This window comes from Streptomyces sp. KLMMK (genome assembly GCF_036961605.1).
GTDB lineage: Bacteria > Actinomycetota > Actinomycetes > Streptomycetales > Streptomycetaceae > Streptomyces > Streptomyces telluris.
Genome location: NZ_JBAMDC010000106.1, coordinates 1 through 18,955, shown reverse-complemented (window position 1 = coordinate 18,955; position 18,955 = coordinate 1). Strand labels below are relative to the sequence as shown.

Annotated in this window: 13 protein-coding genes; 7 read left to right on the top strand and 6 right to left on the bottom strand. The window is 73.7% G+C overall.

Features of this window, described 5'->3' with window-relative positions; all coding sequences use genetic code 11:
- Positions 1 to 56 precede the first annotated feature (56 nt).
- The 4 genes from V7793_RS17625 to V7793_RS17610 all read right to left on the bottom strand — a co-directional run bounded on the left by V7793_RS17625 (position 57) and on the right by V7793_RS17610 (position 4,197).
- Positions 57 to 1,049, bottom strand: a complete 993-nt coding sequence (locus V7793_RS17625; protein WP_336007570.1) for a formylglycine-generating enzyme family protein — start codon at positions 1,047 to 1,049, stop codon at positions 57 to 59.
- Positions 1,046 to 1,807: an SAM-dependent methyltransferase gene (locus V7793_RS17620; RefSeq protein ID WP_336007569.1), complete on the bottom strand. Its 762-nt coding sequence runs from the start codon at positions 1,805 to 1,807 to the stop codon at positions 1,046 to 1,048. Before V7793_RS17620 ends, V7793_RS17625 begins: the two co-directional genes overlap by 4 nt.
- 141 nt (positions 1,808 to 1,948) lie before the next feature.
- Positions 1,949 to 3,661, bottom strand: coding sequence for a WD40 repeat domain-containing protein (locus V7793_RS17615; protein ID WP_336007567.1), 1,713 nt, complete (start codon positions 3,659 to 3,661; stop codon positions 1,949 to 1,951).
- Positions 3,658 to 4,197, bottom strand: a complete 540-nt coding sequence (locus tag V7793_RS17610; RefSeq protein WP_443057934.1) for a GTP cyclohydrolase II — start codon at positions 4,195 to 4,197, stop codon at positions 3,658 to 3,660. The genes V7793_RS17615 and V7793_RS17610 overlap by 4 nt, the downstream gene beginning before the upstream one ends.
- A gap of 610 nt (positions 4,198 to 4,807) precedes the next feature.
- On the opposite strand from V7793_RS17610, the gene V7793_RS17605 reads away from it, so the two are divergent.
- A complete protein-coding gene (locus V7793_RS17605) occupies positions 4,808 to 5,200 on the top strand; it encodes a DUF6233 domain-containing protein (protein WP_336007565.1) in 393 nt (130 codons plus the stop codon).
- Between the two features lie 91 nt (positions 5,201 to 5,291).
- Here the strand turns inward: V7793_RS17605 and V7793_RS17600 are convergent, their stop codons facing one another.
- Positions 5,292 to 9,185: a type I polyketide synthase gene (locus V7793_RS17600; RefSeq protein ID WP_336007564.1), complete on the bottom strand. Its 3,894-nt coding sequence runs from the start codon at positions 9,183 to 9,185 to the stop codon at positions 5,292 to 5,294.
- Positions 9,186 to 9,842: 657 nt separating this feature from the next.
- Between V7793_RS17600 and V7793_RS17595 the strand changes: the two genes are divergently transcribed.
- The 5 genes from V7793_RS17595 to V7793_RS17575 are packed head-to-tail and all read left to right on the top strand — an operon-like array spanning position 9,843 to position 17,353.
- Positions 9,843 to 11,114 carry a phenylacetate--CoA ligase family protein gene (locus V7793_RS17595; RefSeq protein ID WP_336007563.1) on the top strand — a complete coding sequence of 424 codons (1,272 nt, stop codon included), beginning with the start codon at positions 9,843 to 9,845 and terminating at the stop codon, positions 11,112 to 11,114.
- Positions 11,111 to 12,550: an MFS transporter gene (locus V7793_RS17590; RefSeq protein ID WP_336007561.1), complete on the top strand. Its 1,440-nt coding sequence runs from the start codon at positions 11,111 to 11,113 to the stop codon at positions 12,548 to 12,550. Before V7793_RS17595 ends, V7793_RS17590 begins: the two co-directional genes overlap by 4 nt.
- Entirely contained in the window at positions 12,547 to 13,692 is a 1,146-nt protein-coding gene (locus tag V7793_RS17585) for a GNAT family N-acetyltransferase (RefSeq protein ID WP_336007560.1), read from the top strand. Before V7793_RS17590 ends, V7793_RS17585 begins: the two co-directional genes overlap by 4 nt.
- Positions 13,689 to 14,855: a LuxE/PaaK family acyltransferase gene (locus V7793_RS17580; protein ID WP_336007559.1), complete on the top strand. Its 1,167-nt coding sequence runs from the start codon at positions 13,689 to 13,691 to the stop codon at positions 14,853 to 14,855. The genes V7793_RS17585 and V7793_RS17580 overlap by 4 nt, the downstream gene beginning before the upstream one ends.
- A complete protein-coding gene (locus tag V7793_RS17575) occupies positions 14,852 to 17,353 on the top strand; it encodes an aldehyde dehydrogenase family protein (protein ID WP_336007557.1) in 2,502 nt (833 codons plus the stop codon). The genes V7793_RS17580 and V7793_RS17575 overlap by 4 nt, the downstream gene beginning before the upstream one ends.
- A 67-nt stretch (positions 17,354 to 17,420) precedes the next feature.
- On the opposite strand, the gene V7793_RS17570 is transcribed toward V7793_RS17575, so the two are convergent.
- A complete protein-coding gene (locus V7793_RS17570) occupies positions 17,421 to 18,350 on the bottom strand; it encodes a phosphotriesterase family protein (RefSeq protein ID WP_336007556.1) in 930 nt (309 codons plus the stop codon).
- Positions 18,351 to 18,438: 88 nt separating this feature from the next.
- Here V7793_RS17570 and V7793_RS17565 point away from each other — a divergent pair.
- The coding region (locus V7793_RS17565; protein ID WP_336007554.1) for a CGNR zinc finger domain-containing protein at positions 18,439 to 18,955 on the top strand (517 nt) is incomplete at its 3' end.

Below are 18,955 nucleotides of genomic sequence, written 5' to 3'. Positions count from 1 at the left end.
CGCGAGCGCCCGCCGCATCGCGTCCCGTTCGGCGGGCGTGGCGCCGCCCGGGGCCGTCACGCCGTCTCCGCGAGGCGGAAGCCCATGGCGTAGATCTCGCGCTTGTACCAGCCGTGGCGGCGCCGGACGCGGGCGAGGTCGCCGAAGCGGGTGAAGCTGCCGCCACGGGCGATCCGGTAGGCGCCCTGGGTCACGGCGAGGTCGTCGGCGATCTCCTCCCCGCCGGGGTAGGCGGCGTAGTCGTCGGCCACGTACTCCTCGACGTTGCCCGCGAGGTCGTGCACGCCGAACGGGGAGCGGCCGGCGGGGAAGATGCCGATCGGCGTGGTCGCCAGGGGGCCCTCCTCGACGGTGTTGGCGGCCCCGGGCCGGAAGTCGTCGCCCCAGGGGAAGTCGCGGCCGTCCCCGCCGGAGGCGGCGTACTCCCACTCGGCCTCGGTCGGCAGCCGGAAGGCGCGGCCGGTGCGGGCCGCGAGCCAGGCCGCGTAGGCGTCGGCGGCCCCGGGGGCCACGGTCCACACGGGGTGGTTGGCGAGCTGCTCCGGGTAGACGCCGAAGCGCCAGGCGGTCGGCAGCCCGGTGTGGCCGGTGTCCTCCAGGAACAGGCGGTACTCGGCGTTGGTGACCGGGTACACGGCGATGCGGAAGGCCGCGAGGTCCGCCTCGTAGACGGGGGACTCCTTGGCGATCCACTCCTCCTCGACCCCGGCGTGGCGCCAGCGGGCGGTGACCGTGCCGACCTCGCCGGGCTCCAGGCCGAGGCGGACCCGGGCGGCCGGCACGGCGGCCATCGGCGGGTCCTCGGGGCGGATCCGCGGATCGCCGACGAGGCCGAGGACGGTGCCGGCGGCGTGGCGGCGGGCGAACGGCTCGGCGGGGTCCTGCGCGATCGCGACGAGGGCCTCCGGCTCCGCGGCGAGCAGGTCGCGGTGGCCGGCCAGGAGGTACTGCGGGCCGCGCGACACGAAGGCGTCGGGCAGGCCCATCGCGGCCCGGTCGGTCAGGGTGTTGGGGTTGGCGAGGACGACCGGCGGCGTGCTGCTGGTCATGACTGGTCTCCCGTGGACGGTCGGAGGAGGCTTCCGGTCGGCCGCACGCGGTCTCCGGCGCGGCGGAACGTGCTCACCAGGTAGGTGAGGTTCCCGACGGCGCGGGGCACCTGGCGGGCCGTCACGAGGGCGAACCCGTGGCAGGCGGCCAGCGCGGTCAGCTCGGCCTCGGTGAACTCGCGGTAGAGGCGGCTGCCCTCGTTGGCGTAGAGGCCGCCCCTGCCGTCCGCCGCGTGGAAGACGGAGAGCGTGAGGAGGCCGCCGGGGCGCAGCAGTTCGTGGACGCGGCGCAGGTACGTGCCGTACGTGCCGGGGTGCTGGTGGTGGAAGCACCCGTTGTCCAGCACCGCGTCGTACTGCGCGGTGCCGGGCAGGTCGAGGGCGGCGGTGGCCAGGAAGCGGGCGCGGCCGGGGTGGCTGCGGGTGAGGGCCTCCCACTCGGGGGAGGCGACGAGGTCGATGCCGGTGACCCGGTGTCCGGCGGCGAGCAGGAGCCGCGCGTCACGGCCGCGGCCGGCGCCGATGTCGAGCACATGGGCGGGGGTGCCGGCGCCGGTGCCGGTCCGGGAGTGGAGGGCGTGCAGGAGCAGGCGCGGCGCCTGGCGCATGGCCTCCTCCCCGGTCCAGACGTCACGGCCGCGGGCGTAGTGGTCGCGGAAGTCGCTGTGCAGGACGACGGCGTAGAGGGCCTCGTCGAGCGGTGCGGCTTCGGTGCGTTCGACCGTATACCGGTCGGCTATGGAGTGGCTTGCGCCCATCGGTGCACGGTCCTGTCGTGTTCTGGTGCTGGGTGGTGCCTGTGCTGCTGCTCGTGCTGGGGCGGGTCCGGACATGGGGCGGTCGCGGGGGAGGCGGGCGAGCAGTCCTCGCCTCCCCCGCGACCGGTGCGGGTGCCCGTGCTAGACGCCGGGCGTGTAGTACACCTGGCCGTCGTAGGAGGACGCGGCGAAGGCCTTGCGCTCGGCGTCCCAGGTCAGGGACGAGATGCCCGCGGTGGTCGGGCGGACGACGGTGGTCCACTCGCCGGCGGTGCGGTCGTAGAGCGCGATGCGGCCGTTGTAGGCGCCGGAGGCGACCACGCGGCCGTCGCCGGAGGCGGCGACGCACTTGATGGAGTGGGTGTGCGGGGTGTCGAGCACCTGGGCGCGCTGCTGCGGGTCCCAGATGCGCAGCTTCAGGTCGCGGCTGACGCTGGCGAACCAGCCGTCGCCCAGCCCCGCGCAGCCGTTGGCGATCCGGTCGTGCGCGTCCTCGATCGTGGCGACCTTGGTGAGGTCGGAGATGCGGTACCAGGTCGCGGAGGCGTCGGCGGCCACGGAGAAGATGAGGTCGCCGGAGACCGCGACGCCCTTGACGGCGTTGGTGTGCAGCGGCAGGTCCTCGACGTGCTCGGCCTCGCCGGCGCCGGTCAGGCGCAGCAGCAGGCCCTCGCCGGTGTAGGCGCCGACGACCGCGTAGGAGGCGCCGTCGCGCTCGAAGGCCGCGCCGCAGTTGAGCGGGGAGCGGTGCTGGTGGAGCTCACGGCCGGTCAGGGCGTCGAAGACCTTGCCGAGCTGGCCGCCGGAGAGCACCAGGCCGCCGAGCGGGGTGAGGAAGTTGCACAGGCTGCCGGTGCGGGCCACGACCTCGCCCTCGTGGTGCACGACGCCGGTGTCGCCGCGGTGCACGATGCCCGCGTCGCCGATGGTCAGCGTGCCGGAGGCGGTGGGCAGCACGGCGTTGACGCCCTGGGTGGGCGGCACCTCGGCGGCGTCCCAGGCCCGGCCCTCGTAGTCGTAGCCGCGGTAGCCGGCGCCGAAGGTCGCGAAGACCAGCCGGGAGCCGCCGGCGAAGGCGCAGGAGCGGGGCCAGACGTCGTCGGGCAGGGCGGTGGTGTCGCGCCGCTCGGGGACGCCCGAGGCGACGTCCCACAGCTGCATGGTGCGGTCGTAGCTGAGGCTGACCAGCAGGTTGCGGGCGTCGTCCAGGACCAGGCGCTTGATGCCCGCCTCGTGGGCCGGCAGGACGGTGCGCTCGGTGGGGCCGACGACGATGATCTGCCCCTCGTCGTTGCCCGCGAAGATGGTGCCGCCGGAGGAGATGGCGATGGTGTCGGTCTCGATGCCGTCCATGTCGAGGTCGGCGATCAGCCCGCCGGTCTCCAGGGACCAGCGCTTGATGGTGCCGTCGTCGCTGGAGGAGATGAGCTCGTCGCTGTCGCGGGCCCACTCCACCGAGATGACGTCGGCGGTGTGGCCGGTGAAGCGGGCGACGAGCTTGCCCGTGAAGTCGTAGACCCGTACCCGGTGGTCGCGGGAGGCGGTGGCTATGAGCTCCTTGGACGGGTGGAAGACGGACATCTCCACGTCGTCCTCCTGGTCGGCGAGGACCGCGACCAGGCGCAGGTCCGGCACCGTCCACAGGCGGGCGGTGTAGTCGCTGGAGGAGGTCACCAGGTGGCGTCCGTCCGGCGAGAACGAGCACTGGTTGGCCAGGTGGTCGTGGAAGGAGCGGGCGATGGCCGTCCCGGTCCGCTGGTCCCAGCAGATGACCTGGTTGTCGTAGCCGGCGGTGGCGACGTAGGCGTCCTGCCAGGCCGCGATGCCGCTGATGGGTCCCCGGTGCTGGATCACGCTGTTCCTTCCACGAGTTCGATCGAGTGGCCGCCGTACTCGGCCTTGGCGCGCAGGTAGTGGTCGTTGTTCTCGTTACGGAAGATTCCGGTACGGACCTGTTCGACGACCTCGATCCCGTACGAGGCGAGCTGCGCGGCCTTGTCGGGGTTGTTGGTGTGCAGCCTGATCCGCGTCACTCCGAGGGCCTGGAGCATCTGGGCGGCCGAGCGGTAGTCCCGCAGGTCGTCCGAGAAGTTCAGCTCGCGGTTGGCGGCGAACGTGTCCAGGCCCTGGTCCTGCAGGCGGTAGGCGTCGAGCTTGTTGTACAGCCCGATGCCCCGGCCCTCCTGGCGCAGGTAGAGCAGGACGCCGCCGGAGGCGGCGAGCAGCTGCATCGACTCGGTCAGCTGAGGGCCGCAGTCGCACCGCGCGGAGCCGAAGACGTCGCCGGTCAGGCACTCGGAGTGCAGCCGGACCAGCGGGATGTCCGCGATCGGTCCGAACTGCACCGCCACGTGCTCGAGGCCGTCGCCGAGGCCGGTGAACGTCACCATCTGGCCGGGCGTCCAGGCCCCGTCGGCCCGCTGCACGGGGATCTCGACGCGGGCTCTGATGCCCACGGACCCCTCCGGCGGTTCCACCGACGCCCCGTGCAACGGGGTGTCCTCCCCATTGAGTGTTTTGGGCACTGCTTCCTCCCGTAGAACGAGCACGCCCCGAACCCCAGGGCGCAGTCACAGCATGGGTGCGGAGGGCAGCGTGGACAGCACGGTCCGTACCGGTACGGGTACCGAGATCATTTGACAGCGGTACCGAACCATCCGGTCTGTTCGTTTGGAAGCCCGAAGCTTTTGGTGCGTCAGTTCCGCCGTGCGATCCGGACGCTTCGGGATCTTCAGCCGGACTCCTACTACCCGGAAACAGCTCGTCCGGTTCTGTCTCTGCCGTGGTGGAGGGCGCCTCCCGGAGCCTAGGGGAGGCGGCCGCCCCTCCGTCACGGTGGGTCACCGGCCGGCCGGGCCACCCCCCGGCATCACTCCTTCGGGCTAATCTCCCGGCCGCCGGGAACCGCTGCGGGGCACCGCGGGGGTACTCCGCGCACCGGTACTGCGACCTGCGCAACCACCCCCCGCCGTGGCCCCCGCGCTGCTACCGTCGCGCGGCATGGAGCAGCTCTTCAGCGACGACGAACTCGCCCTCATCGCGGCGGCCGCGCAGGAGTCGGGGATGGACCCGCGCGACTGGGTCCGTGCCGTGGTCCTGCAACTCCTCACCGACGACGAGTACATGGAGGAGGACCAGCCCGACTCCGGCGGCCGGCTCGCGGGGGACGGCCGGCCGCCGTACCGGGCCGACATGGAGCACGCCGTGTGGCCGGTCACCACCCACCGCGGGTCCGGCCGGAACATGCACGAGCTGCATCACGCCGGATGCTGGGTACCGAAGGGGGGCGAGAGGACCATGTCCACCCCGCAGGCCCGCGAAGAGCTCCTCACGCGCAACGCCCACCCCTGCGAGGCCTGCCAGCCGGAACGGTTCCTTACCCCGCTGGTCTAGCCGTCCGCCGCAAGGGCTGCCGCACCGCACGGCGGCTCGTGCACGGCCGGGCCGGCACGAGCCGCCTGTGCGGTCCGTCCTCCGCCGGCCGCTACGCGGCGGGGGTCCCCGCCGGCTCGTCCTGCGGGGCGAGGACGGAGGTGACGTAGCCCGCCAGCCCCTTCGCCGTCGGGTAGTTCCACAGCACCGTCACCGGCAGCCGTACCCCGAGCAGCTTCTCCAGCTGGGCGCAGACCCGCATCGACATCACCGAGTCGAGCCCGAGGTCGGTCAGCGGCCGCTCCGGGTCCAGCTCACCGGCCGGCATCTTCATCTCCCGCGCGAGGCGGCCGGTGATCTCCTCGCCGACCCGGGCGGCGAGCACGTCCGCCGGCAGCTCCCGCCAGCGCGCCGGGTCGTCCTCGGCGGACGCCGCCGCGCCGTCCGCGGACAGCGGCTCCCCGCCGGACGCCGTCGCGTCGTCGTCCGCCGCCGCCCCGTTCTCGTGCAGCGCCCCGAAGCGGGTGCCCGGCAGCCACGCGCGCAACTGCCCCTGCTCGTCGCTGATGACGATGTCGACGGTGTCCGTCGCCGGGTCCACGAGCCGGATGTCCACCCAGCCGGTCTCGGGGGCCTCGCCCACCACGCGGACCTCGCGGATGTGGGCGGGCATCCGCACGGTGGGCGGGCCGCCGTAGATGACCGGGACGATGCCGAGGGCCGCGTCCAGCAGCGGCGCCCATGTGACCTGGTCGCCGGCCACGGCGGGCGCGTGCACCCGGGCGCGGATGACGCCGTCGCCGGTCAGCAGCTCCTCGACCGTCCACGGCCAGGCGATGCCCTCCACGCCGATCGCGTCCAGGCGCCCGATCACCACCGACGGGTCGGCCGCCGTCAGGTCCCGGGGCGGCGTCACGGACAGCATGCCGGCCGGGAACGGCGGGGCGTCCGCGGCCATGGTGGACGAGGTGGTGTGGGTCAGCCAGTTGCCGGGGCCGGAGGTGCCGGACGGGCCCGCCGGGCGGGTGCTCAGCCGCAGCGTCAGCCCCTCCTGCACGACCTGGACCTCGCGCGGGATCGCCAGCGCGACCGGGAACTTCAGCGAGACGTCGAACAGCGCCTTGCTGCCGCCCTGCCCGGGCGCCGCCTCCAGGAACGAGTGGATGATCGAGGAGGCCGGCACGATCGAGGTGCCGTGCAGCGCGTGCCCGCCGGGGAACGGCCGGACGGCGTCGTCCAGATAGGTGTTCCAGATGCGCAGCGGCGTCGAGGCCGCGACGTCGACCGGCGGGCCCAGCAGCGTGTGCCCGGTGACGTCGTGCCCGTGGGCGACGACGGCGCCCGCGGGCAGCACGGCGTCGGTCCAGTAGCGGCGGTGCTGCCAGGCGATCGGGGGCAGCTCCGCGATCCGGCCCGCCGGGTACTGCGCGCTCCAGTCCACCTCGGCGCCGTGGCTGTGCAGCGAGGCCAGGTTCAGCAGCAGCGTGCGCAGCTCGGGCCGGTTGCGGCGCAGGGTGTGGGCGACGTGGGCGCCCGTCACGTCCAGGTGGGCCAGGGTCTCGCCGATCGAGTGGGAGACGACCGGGTGGGGCGAGACCTCCAGGAAGCGGCGGTGGCCGTCCTCGACGGCGGCGGTGACGGCCTGGGCGAGGCGGACGGGGTTGCGCAGGTTGGCCACCCAGTAGCCGGCGTCGTGGCGCGCTTGCGCCCGCGGGTCGTCGAGCGCCGTGCTGTAGAGGGGCACCTGCGGGGTGCGCGGCCGCAGGTCCGCGAGGGCCTCGCGCAGGTCCTCCGTCAGCGGGTCCATGTGGGCGCTGTGGAAGGCGACGTCGGAGTTGACGCTGCGGACGGGCACGCCGTCCGCCCCCCAGTCCCGTACGAGCGCGGCGACGGCCTCCGCGTCGCCCGAGACCACGGCCGAGGCGGGGGAGGAGGCGATCGCGGCGCAGACCGCGGCGTTCCCTTCGAGGCGGGCGGCCACCTCCTCGAAGGGCAGGCCCGCCATGGCCATGCCGCCCTTGCCGGCGACCCGGCGCAGCAGCGAGGACCTGCGCCCGCTGAGCCGCGCGCCGTCCTCCAGGGACAGCGCCCCGGCGACGACGGCCGCGGCGATCTCGCCCACGGAGTGGCCGATGACGGCGGCCGGCCGGTGGCCGTAGGAGCGCCACACCTCGGCGAGCGCGACCTGCACCGCGAAGATCATCGACTGGGCCCGGTCGACCGCCTCGAAGTCCCCGGAGACGACGGCCTGCCGCGGCGAGAAGCCCAGTTCGGTGCGGAACACCGGCTCCAGGCGGTCGATGACGCCCGCGAACACCGCGTTGTTCGCGAGCAGTTCGCGGGCCATCCCGGACCAGTGCGAGCCGTGGCCGGAGAAGACCCACACCGTCCCGTCGCCCGAGCTCGGGCGGACGGTGCCCTCGGCCACGTTGTCCTGCTCCTGCTCCTCCGCCTCCCCGGCGGCGACGGCCCGCAGGGCGGCCACCAGCTCCGCCCGGCCGTCCGCCACGACCGTGACCCGGTGGTCGAGGTGGGAGCGTCGGGTGGCCAGCGTGTGGCCGACCGAGCACAGCGGGGTGTCGGGGTGCCGCTCCAGCCAGTCGGCGAGCCGGCACGCGTACTCGGCGACGCCCGCCCGGGAGCGGTAGGACAGCGGGAAGAGCTGCGGCACGTTCGGCAGCGGCTCCTCCCCGGTCTCCCCGGCCGGCTCGGGCGCCTCCTCCAGGACGACGTGGCCGATCGTGCCGCCGTAGCCGTACCCCGAGACGCCCGCGCGCCGCGGGGTGTCGCCCTTGGGCCAGACCTGGTGCTCGGTCACCAGTCGCAGCCCCCACTCGTCCCACGGGATGTCCGGGCTGGGCTCGCTGGTGAGGACCGTCGCGGCCATCTCGGCGCGCTGCAGCATCAGCGTCGCCTTGATGATGCCCGCGACGCCCGAGGCGGGCTCGGCGTGCCCGATGTTGGACTTCACCGAACCTATCCAGCACGGCTTGTCGGCGGCGCGGCCCGCGCCGAAGACCGCGTGCAGCCCCGAGGCCTCGACCGGGTCGCCGAGCCGGGTGCCGGTGCCGTGCGCCTCGATGTAGCCGGCCGTCGCCGGGTCCAGGCCCGCGGCCCGCTCCCAGGCCAGCCGGAGCAGGTCGCGCTGCGCGTCGGGGTTCGGGGCCATGATGCCGCTGGTCCGGCCGTCCTGTGCGACGGCCGTACCCTTGATCACGGCCAGCACGCGGTCGCCGTCGCGCTGCGCGTCCGACAGCCGCTTGAGGACCAGCACCCCGCAGCCCTCGGCCCGGCCGTAGCCGTCGCCCTCCGCGTCGAACGGCTTGCTGCGCCCGTCGGGGGAGAGCGCGCCGGCCGCTTCGAGGGTGAGGGTGTAGGCGGGGGAGAGGATGATGTTCACGCCGCCCGCCAGCGCGAGCGAGGTCTCGCCCGCCAGCAGGGACTGGCAGGCCAGGTGCACGGCCACCAGGGAGGCGGAGCAGGCCGAGTCCAGTACGAAGCTCGGCCCGTGCAGGTCCAGCACATGCGAGACCCGGTTGGCGATGCCGGTCAGCTGGGCGCCGATGCCGGTCCACGGCTCGATCCGCGGCAGGTCCTCCAGCAGCCGGCGCCCGTAGTCGTCCGAGCAGGTGCCGATGTAGACCCCGGCGTCGGAACCGGCCACCGAGCGGGGCGCCATGCCGGCGTGCTCCAGCGCCTCCCAGGCGACTTCCAGCACCAGCCGCTGCTGGGGGTCCATCAGCTCGACCTCGCGCGGCGCGATACCGAAGAACTCGGCGTCGAAACCGTCGACGTCCCCGATGAAGTTGCCGGGGCGTTCGGCCCTGCGCAACGCCTCGGTGAACTCCGGGCTAATCTTTGTGTAGGCGCGCCACCGGTCCTCCGGCGTGGATTCCACGGATACCTTGCCGCCGGCCAGGAAGTCCCAGAAGGATTCGGGGGAGTCGATACCGCCGGGGAAGCGGCAGCCGATGCCGACGAGGGCTACTGATTCGTTAATACGCATGCGTCTCAATTCCGTTCGTCCGGGCGAGTGCGGATGCATGACGGAGCGGCGGAAGCCGGGGGCGGGATGCTTTCGCAGAAGGCCGGGCACGATGCGTGCGGACGTTCGCGGAGCTGCCGACGCTCCGCAGGGAAATGCTCGTTGACGAGTTCCCGGTGACTTCCTGATGGGATCCGCTGTCCTTGTGCAACGTTCACACACCATGCGTGGTTGGTCCACACATCGCCGTGGAAGTTGTCAACTTGGTAAGGGGCGCACGCTCTTCGCGGTCGCCGGACGGGGCTGCGAGCTGGCCAGTAGGCAGCTGTTACCCATGGTCACCAGGCGGGGTGCTCCGGCCAATCTCCAGCCGGCCCGTTTCTCGCGCCCGCACTCGGGGCGGTGCTGTTCGCGGTGGCGAACGGTGTCCGGGTGTGAGCTGCAACACCGCTGAATCGCCGCTGTTTCCGGCCATCCGAACCCGTCCGAGCGCAACCGATTTTGCAGTACGTTCGGCCGTGTTCCATCATTGTGACCGCGCGTCAGGCGGACCGCCGGCGCTTCACGAGTGCGTGGTGCACGCGTTCTCGTTGAACAGTCAACCGGAGGGCGGCGAGCGCACTGGCCCCGCCCGGCCGGAACCCCCATCCCTCATTCCCTGAGCTAGGCAAAGGCAGCATGCCCGTCCATCAGCTATCGGACCTCATACGTTATGTCCGTCACAACTCCCCGTTCTATGCGGACCTCTACGCGGACCTTCCGCCGGATGTGGACTGCCTCACCGATCTGCCGGTGGTGGACCAGAGCGCTTTCTGGGCCGCGAATACCCTCCACGGCAATCGCGTCCTGACCGCCCCGCTCGACGAGGCCTCGGTCTTCAAGACCGGCGGCACGACCGGCGCACCCAAATTCTCCTGCTACACCCGCGAGGAATGGCGGGAGTTCGTGACCGCCTTCGGCCACGGCCTCGTCGACGCCGGGCTGCGCCCCGGCCACCGGGTCGCGGACCTCTTCTACGCGGGCGAGCTCTACGCCAGCTTCCTCTTCATCCTCGACTCCCTCTCCCACGCCCCCGTGAGCAGCGTGCGCCTGCCCATCGGCGGCGCCGCCCCGCTGGAGACGACCGTCCCCACGCTGCGCGACTTCGCCGCCCAGATCGTGGCCGGCACCCCGACCACCCTGTGCCGCCTGGCCGAGCACCTGATCGCCGCCGGCGAGCAGCTGCCCTCCGTCGAGCTGCTGTTCTTCGGCGGCGAGGCGCTCTTCGCCGACCAGCGCCGCCTCCTCGCCGGCGCCTTCCCCAACGCCGAGCCCCGCTCGCTCGGCTACGCCAGCGTCGACGCCGGCCTGCTCGGCCGCCCCGTGCCGGGCCCCGACGCCCGCGTCCACCGCGCCTTCGCCCCGCACACCGTCGTCGAGATCCTCGACGACGCCACGGACGAGCCCATCCGCGAGGCCGGCCGCCCCGGACGCGTGGTCGTCACCCAGCTCTTCCGCCGCCTCATGCCCGTCATCCGCTACCCCGCGGGCGACCGCGCCGAGTGGACCGACCCCGAGGCGGGCGTCTTCCGCATCCTCGGCCGCGCCGAGGAAGGCGTGCGCGTCGGCCCCGTCTCCCTGTACTCCCAGGACGCCCAGGGCGCCGTCGCCGCGGCCGACACCGAGGGCCGCGTCGTGGGCATGCAGCTCGTCGTCCGCCGCTGGGACGGCCGCGACGGCCTCGTCCTGCGCCTGGCCACCGCCCCCGGCGACGAGGACCCGGCCGGGCTCGACGTGCTCGCCAAGTCCGTCGTGGCGGAGCTCGAAGAGGCCCGCCCCTTCTACCCCGACGCCGTCGCCACCGGCTTCGTCCACCCGCTGTCCGTCGAGTGGGTGCGCCACCGCGACCTCACCGTCAACCAGCGCTCCGGCAAGCTCGTCCGCGTCATCGACGAAAGGCCCACGGCATGACCGCCGCCCCGACGGCCGGCACCGGCCGCCGGCTGCCGCTGGTCCTGCGCAACCGCGCCTTCGGCGCCGTGTGGCTCGGCCAGGTGCTCACCCAGGCGGCCGTCCGCATGTTCCAGGTCGGCGTCTCCTGGTGGCTCGTCGCCTACGCCGTCTCCGGCGGCAACGGCCTCGCCTCGGGCCTGTTCATGGCGGTCAGCACCGTGCCCGCCGTGGCCCTCGCCCCCTTCGTCGCCCGTGCGATCGGGCGCTTCGCCCACCGCTCCGTGCTGCGCACCGCGGCCGGCGGCGCCGCCGTCGCGGCCACGGCCCTCGCCGTCTGGGCGTACGCGAGCGACCTGCCCATCGCGGCCGCCTACGCCGCGACCCTCGCGCTCGCCACGTGCCAGGCCTTCTTCGACCCCTGCCTGACCACCTCCGTCCCCGAACTCGTCGACGACGAGGACATCGAGGCCGCCACCGGCTTCGAACTGTCCACCCAGTCCCTCGCGAGCCTCGGCGGAGCCCTGCTCGGCGCCCTCATCGTCGACCGCGCAGGGATCCCCGGCCTCGCCGCCGGGTGCGCCGCGGCCTACGCGGCCGCCGCCGTGCTCATCGCGACCGTCCGCTTCCGCACCCCGGCCGCGGGCGAGGGCGCAGGCGAGGCGGGCGGGGAAGCCGGGCCGCGCACCCTGCGCCAGGTCCTCGCCGGCCTGCCGTTCGTGCGCGCCATCCTGATCTGCTTCACCGCGGCCAACCTCTTCACCACGGCCGTGTTCATCGTGATGCCGCTCTACACCAAGTCGGTGCTGCACGGCGACGGAGCGACGGTCGCCCTGCTCGAAGCGGCCCTCGGCACCGGCACCCTCATCGGCTCCTTCACCGGCGCCCGCATCCCCGGACGGCCCACCGTCGTCGGCTCCGCCTGCCTCGGTGCGATGGCCCTCGCCCTCGCCGTCCCCGGCGTCGTCGGCGAACGGCCCGTCATCGCGGGCAGCCTCGCCGTGACCGGCTGGTGCGTCGGCGTCATCGGCGTGCGCTTCGTGGCCCTCTTCCAGCGCCTCGTGCCCACCGCCGACAAGCCCGCCTTCTTCGCGGTCATGCAGGCCGTGCTCGGCGCGACCTTCCCCCTGGCCTCGCTGCTGTTCGGCCTGCTGGGCGACCACCTCTCGCCCCAGACCCTGTGCCTGATCCAGGCGGCCGGTCTGGTGCCGGCGGCGTTCGCGCTGGCGTTGCTGCGCGAGGGCCCCGCGGGCGGCCCGGCGGAGAAGCCCGCGGGCGGGTCCGCCCTCACATCCGCCGGGGAGCCCGCGGAATCCTCCCCGGAAGAGCCTGCGAAGTCGCCCGCGGACCGGCTGCCGGAGAAGCTCCCGGCCCCTGCCGCGCACGGACGCGCGGCGGAGCCCGCCGAGCACCCCGGCACCCCGGCGGCAGCCGGCACCGCGGGAGGCGCGAGGTGACCGTCCCCGCCCCAGCCGCCGAGCAGGCCGCCCCCGGCGACATCGCCGAACTACGCCAGCTCTACTACGCCGTCTACGGCCCGCACTACCCCACGGCGCTCGGCACCGACCCCGCCGTGATGGCCCGCCTCATCGAGGACCCGCACACCCTCTGGCTCGTCACCCGCTGCCCGCGCACCGGCGCCCTCACCGGCTCCGCCGCGGTGCACAGCGAGCCCGGCAGCCGCCTCGGCCGCCTCGAAGGGCTCGCCGTCCACCCCGACCAGCGCGGCTCGGGGCTCGCCGGCCTGCTCACCGAGGCCCTGTGCCGGCGCACACTGGACGCGGGCCGCCTCGACTCCGTCTACGCCACGGTGCGCACCGTCAGCGCCGGACCCCAGCGCGTCGTCGCCCGCAACGGCTTCCGCCCCATGGGCGTCCTGCCCAACGCCGTCGACGTCCACAGCCGCGAGAGCCTCGCACTCTACGCGCGTTACTCGCCCGGCGTGCTGGAACGCCGTGCCCCCGTCGCCGAAGTGCCCGCCCCGCTCGTCCCCCTGCTGCGCACCGCGGAGCAGAGCCTGGGCGTCAGCTATGCGCACACCCGGGCCACCGCACCCGCGCCGGCACCCGCCGGACCCGCGGCCGCGGACCTGGAGATGATCGAGGCGCCGGAGTTCGTCCGCCGCCGCTTCCGCGAGCGCTTCCCCGACGCCGCCCACTGGTTCTACCCCCTGCACACCCCCAACGTGCTGCTCGTCCCCGGCGACGGGAGCTTCGAGGTCTACGCCTGCCTCAACCGGGCCGGCGGCTACTGCGCCCTCGTCGCCGGCCACCCCGGCCCGGCCGTCGCGGCCGCCCACCTCGAACCGATCACCCGCGCCCTGACCCGCGCCGGAGCGGGCTACGTCGAGGCGCTGCTCCCGCTGGACCGGCACGACCTGCTCTCCGCCGGCCTCGCCCAGGGCTTCATCCCCAGCGCCCTCTACCCGGCCATGCGCCGGGAGGGCGACGGCTTCCACGACTACGTCGTGATGTCCCGGACCACCGAGCAGATCGACTTCCGCGGCCTGGTCGCCGACGCGGCCCTGCAGCCCTTCCTGGATTCCTACGTATCGGCCTGGGCGTCGACGTATCTGCCCTCACGCGAGGTTGCCTCATGACACTCACCACACCCCTGAACCCCCATCTCGCCCCGGTCACCGTCCCCGACCCGGACGCCCTCGCACACGTCCAGCGCCTGTGCGACCTGAGCGACCCCTACGCCTCCGGCCCCGCCGAGGAGGAGCTCTTCGCCGCCGCCATGGCCGAGAGCCACGCCTGGCACCGCGAGCGCTCCCCGTTCTTCCGCGACCTGCACACGGCCACCGCCGCGGACGCGCCCTACGGCGCGCCCCTGGTCCACGCCAACTTCTTCAAGCGCCACGAAGTGCTGTCCATCCCCCGCGAGGACGTCCACCTGCACCTGACCTCGTCCGGCACCACCGGGCAGAAGTCGCAGATGTTCTTCGACGAGTGGACCATCCGCTCCGCCCAGCGCATGGTCGCCCGCATCTTCGAGCGCAACGGCTGGATCACCCCCGAGCAGCCCGTCAACTACCTGCTGTACAGCTACGAGCCGGCCCGGGACCTCAAGCTGGGCACGTCCTTCACCGACAACTACCTGTGCGACTTCGCCCCGGCCCGCCAGGTCGAGTACGCCCTGCGCAACACCGGCGGCGGCCACGAGTTCGACCCCTTCGGCTGCATCGCCGCGCTGCGCCGCTTCGCCGAGGACGACGCCCCCGTCCGGATCCTGGGCTTCCCCGCCTTCCTCTGGTTCACCCTGGAGCGCATGCGCGCCATGGGCATGCCGCCCCTGCAGCTGCCCGAAGGCTCGCTGATCATCCTGGGCGGCGGCTGGAAGGGCCACACGGACCAGCAGATCGGCAAGCACGAGCTCTACGCCCGCGTCACCGAACAGCTCGGCGTCCCCTCCGAGCGGATCCGCGACACCTTCGGCTCCGTCGAGCACTGCATCCCCTACATCGAGTGCTCCCACCACAACCTGCACGCACCGGTGTGGTCCCGGGTGTTCATCCGCTCCACCCGCACCCTCGAACCGCTGCCGTACGGAGAGAAGGGCTACCTGCACCTGGTCTCCCCGTACATCACCTCCGTGCCGGCCCAGAGCGTCGTCATGGGCGACCTCGCCTCCCTCCTCCCCGGCGAAGAGTGCGGCTGCGAGCTGGACACCCCGTGGTTCACCATCCACGGCCGCGCCGGAGTGAGCCGCAACAAGAGCTGCGCGGTGGCCGCCGCCGAGCTGATGAAGGGAATGTCATGACCGAGACCATGAACCACCACTACTGGCAGGGCGCCTTCATCGGCGACGACGAGGCCGCACGCCGCCTCGAGACCCTGCCCGCGGCCGTCGAGCAGGCCCTGTCGTCCCCGCTCGACACCGAGACCGTCCTGGCCGCCTGCGACGGCCTCGCGAACGCCCTGCGCGACCCGGCCCACCCCGTCCGCGCCCGGCTCGCCCCCCACCTGCCGGAGGGCGAGGACGCCGACGGCCTCCTCGGCGAACTCGCCGCCTTCCTCGGCCGCGACGCGCTCAGCCGCAAGCTCCGCCGCGAACTGGGCGGCACCGCGCCGCAGCGCCTGAACCGGCCCGACGCCAAGGAGACCGTCTACGAGGCATGGGCCCCCGTCGGCCTCGTCGCCCATATCGCCCCCGGCAACGCCGCGACCGTCGCCCCCCTCAGCCTGATCGAGGGCCTCCTCGCCGGCAACGTCAACGTCCTCAAGACGAGCAGCGCCGACACCCTCCTCGCCCAGCACCTCCTCGCCGAGCTCGCCGCCCTCGACCCCACGGGGGCCGTCGCCGAGCGCGTCATCGTGCTGCGCTTCTCCTCCGGCCGCCAGGAGTGGCTGAAGCTCATGTGCGCCCCGGCCGACGCCGTCGCCGTCTGGGGCGGCGAGGCGGCCGTCGAGGGCGTCGCCGCCCACGTCCCGGCCGGCTGCCGGCTCGTCGAGTGGGGCCACAAGATCTCCTTCGCCTACCTCACGCGCGACGCGTGGGCCGACGAGGAGACCCTCGCCGCCCTCGCCGCCGACGTGTGCCTCTTCGAGCAGCAGGCCTGCTCCAGCCCCCAGGTCGTCTACCTCGACACCGAGGACGCCGACGACGTCTTCGCCTTCGCGGAGCGCTTCGCCGCCGTCCTCGCCGGGATGCCCCCGGCCGCCGCGGAGGACCTCGACCCGGCGGAGGAGGCCGAGCTCACCACCACCGAGCTCATCGCCCGCCTCGAGGAACACCTCGGCCTGACCAAGGTCATCGCCGCCCCCGACGGCTCCTGGCGCGTCATGGCCGACACCCGGCCCGCGCTGACCGCCTCCCCGCTGCACCGCAGCGTGTGGGTCAAGCCCTTGCCGCGCAAGGGCCTGATCGGCGCCCTGCGCCCCATGCGCCGCTACCTGCAGACCGCGGGCATCGCCGGCAGCCGCACCGACGTCGCGGAGCTGGCCGCCACGGTCCTGGCCGCGGGCGCCACCCGCGTCACCCCCGTCGGCGCGATGACCGCCGGCTATTCCGGCGAACCCCACGACGGCGTCTACGCCCTCCAGCGCTACAGCCGCCGCGTCGCCGTCCAGGCCGACGAGCGCTTCGCCACCACCGCCTGCCTCGACGACCTGGCCCGCGCCGCCGAATTCCCGGCGCCCACCGGCCCGCTGCTGGACAAGGCGGCCGTCCAGGAGCGCAACCGCGACGTCGCCCGCGGCGACGCCGAGCTGTACTTCCGCAGCGGCGGCAGCACCGGGGCCCCCGCCCTGTCCCTCTTCAGCTACGACGACTACGACACCCAGATGCACGCCGCCGCCCGCGGCCTGCTCGCCGCCGGCTACGACCCGGCCCGCGACCGCACCGCCAACCTCTTCTACTGCGGCGGCATGTACGGCAGCTTCATCAGCTTCTTCTCCATCCTGGAGCGGCTGGGCGGCGTCCAGATACCGATGGCCGCGGGCCCCGACCACCGGGCCACCGCCGAGGCCATCGTCGCCCACGAGGTCGACACCCTCTTCGGCATGCCCTCCTACCTGTGGCAGCTCCTGCACGAGCAGGAGGAGCTGCTGCGCTCCTACGGCGGCATCCGCAAGATCTTCTACGGCGGCGAGCACTTCACCGACGAGCAGCGGCGGACCCTCGCCGACACCTACGGCATCGAGGTCGTCCACTCGATCACCTACGGCAGCACCGACCTCGGGCCGCTGGGCTACCAGTGCACCGAGAGCACCGGCAGCGTCCACCACCTCCACGCCGACCTGCACACCCTGGAGATCCTCGACGTCGCCTCCGACGAGCCGGTGGAGCCGGGCGAGACCGGGCGGCTGGTCTTCACCACCCGTGCCCGGCGCGGCCAGCACCTCGACCGCTACGTCATCGGCGACCTCGGCCGCGCCCTGCCCGGGCGCTGCCCCTGCGGCAGTCACTCCCCGCGCTTCGAACTGCTCGGGCGGCTGGGCGACGTGATGCGCATCGCGACGTACTTCCTCAACTACCGCCGCTTCGTGGCGATCGCGGAGGAGAGCCTGCGTTTCGTGGGCGAACTGCAGATCGTCCTGGCGAACGACGGCGCCCGTGAGGCGCTCGCCGTCCGCATGGAGCGCACGCCCACGACGGACGTGGCCGCGGCGCGGGAGGCATTCCTGACGGCCTACCCCGAACTGCACACCGCCGTCGACGAGAAGCTCCTCGCCTTCACCGTCGAAGCGGTCGACGGAGCGGCGCTCGACCGCACCCCGACCAGCGGCAAGCTGCGCACGGTTGTGGACAACAGGTAGCCGGGTGGTTCCCCGTGCCCCTTCAGGGGCGCGGGGAACTGCGCGACCGGCCACGGACGGCCCGCAGTCACCCGACCGCGTTTCCGGCGGAAGCCTCCGTCCGCCACTCGGCCGCAAAGGCACGGGCCGGGTTGGCGACGAACACCTGCTGCGCGAAGCCCTCTCCCAGATCGGCCGTCAGGGCGGGCCGAAGCCTGCGCAGCAGGTACGGCATGCCCGGGCCGTCCGCCGCCGAGCGCGCGGCGGCCGTCGTGGTGTCCCCGCCCAGGAGGATCCGGCCGGCGTGGCCCGCCCCGGCGAGGGCCGTCAGCGCATCGAACAGCCGCCAGTCCGTGGCATGGTGGGCGCGCGACGGGCCGTCGAAGGCGAGGAAGGCCCCCTCTCCGGCCGCCCGGAGGTGCACGCGCAGGTCGGGCGAACGGTTGAGGTGGCCGAGGACGACCCGGTCCGCCGGCACACCCAGCTCCCCGCACAGCAGGTCCAGCACGTCCAGGGCGCCCGTGCCCAGTTCGAGGTGGACGGCGATCGCCGCCCCCGTCGCCCGGTGCGCCCGCGCGGCGGCGGTCATCACGTGCCGCGCGTGCCCGTCGAGGCCGTGGAAGCCCCCGGCGACCTTGATCAGCCCGGCGCGGACCGGCCCTTGCGTCAGGTCCCGGACGAACAGCTCCGCCAGCCGGTCCCGGTCGCGGTCCAGGCGCTCCTGCTCGTAGTGCACCGCCTGGTGCAGCCCCGTCGCGGCGACCACGTGCATCCCCGTGGCGGATGCCAGCGCCGCGAGATCGGCCCGCCGGCGCCCCATGCCGCGGGGCGTCCACTGCACCACCGCCTGCCCGCCCGCCTCCCGGAAGGCGCGCAGCTCCGCGCCCGCCGCCTCCACGTCGTCGAGCTCCTGGCCCGGCAGCCGGGGACTGCGCAGGAAGAGGTGGTCGTGCGCGTCGCAGACCCCCAGCTCCTCCGCGGGAACGTCCCCCAGAACGGTCCGTATGACGGGCCCCATGGCGTCTCCTCCGCTCTCCATGCGTAACGGCTCACCCGTTACATGATCAGCGCGATCACTGTAACGGGTGAGCCGTTACGATGCCCGTATGACCGACGAGGACGACCGCCTGGCCTTCCGCTTCGACTGCGGAGCCGGCTGGCTCAACCTGCTCGCCACCAGGGGCCGGCACTTCAGCGCCGACCCGGTCGAGCGCCTGGCCACCCCGGAGAGGCTGGCCGAGTGGCTCGACCGCAGCGAGCTGACACCGGCCCGGCCGCCCGGCGCCGCGGACCTCCGGCGGGCCCACGCCCTGCGGGAGACCCTGCGCCCCCTCGCCCTGGCCGTCGCGGAAGGGCAGCCGCCGCCGGCCGGAGCCGTCGGGGAACTCACCCGCTTCCTCGGCGAGGAGCGCGACCCCGTACGGCTCGTCGCGGCGGACCGGCTGCTGCGGGAGCCGCCCGCCACGGCCGGAGCGGCTCTCGCCCGCATCGCCCGGCAGGCCGCCGATCACCTCACCGGCCCCGAGCGCCGCACCCTGGCCGTCTGCCCCGAGCACGACTGCCGCGGCGTCTTCGCCAACCCCACCGGCCGCCGCCGCTGGTGCCCGTCACCGGCCTGCGCGA

Coding starts and splice junctions, on each gene's coding strand:
- V7793_RS17625 (WP_336007570.1), bottom strand. CDS start 1,049: ATGACCAGCAGCACGCCGCCGGTCGTCCTCGCCAACCCCAACACCCTG.
- V7793_RS17620 (WP_336007569.1), bottom strand. CDS start 1,807: ATGGGCGCAAGCCACTCCATAGCCGACCGGTATACGGTCGAACGCACC.
- V7793_RS17610 (WP_443057934.1), bottom strand. CDS start 4,197: ATGGTGACGTTCACCGGCCTCGGCGACGGCCTCGAGCACGTGGCGGTG.
- V7793_RS17605 (WP_336007565.1), top strand. CDS start 4,808: ATGGAGCAGCTCTTCAGCGACGACGAACTCGCCCTCATCGCGGCGGCC.
- V7793_RS17600 (WP_336007564.1), bottom strand. CDS start 9,185: ATGCGTATTAACGAATCAGTAGCCCTCGTCGGCATCGGCTGCCGCTTC.
- V7793_RS17595 (WP_336007563.1), top strand. CDS start 9,843: ATGCCCGTCCATCAGCTATCGGACCTCATACGTTATGTCCGTCACAAC.
- V7793_RS17590 (WP_336007561.1), top strand. CDS start 11,111: ATGACCGCCGCCCCGACGGCCGGCACCGGCCGCCGGCTGCCGCTGGTC.
- V7793_RS17580 (WP_336007559.1), top strand. CDS start 13,689: ATGACACTCACCACACCCCTGAACCCCCATCTCGCCCCGGTCACCGTC.
- V7793_RS17575 (WP_336007557.1), top strand. CDS start 14,852: ATGACCGAGACCATGAACCACCACTACTGGCAGGGCGCCTTCATCGGC.
- V7793_RS17570 (WP_336007556.1), bottom strand. CDS start 18,350: ATGGGGCCCGTCATACGGACCGTTCTGGGGGACGTTCCCGCGGAGGAG.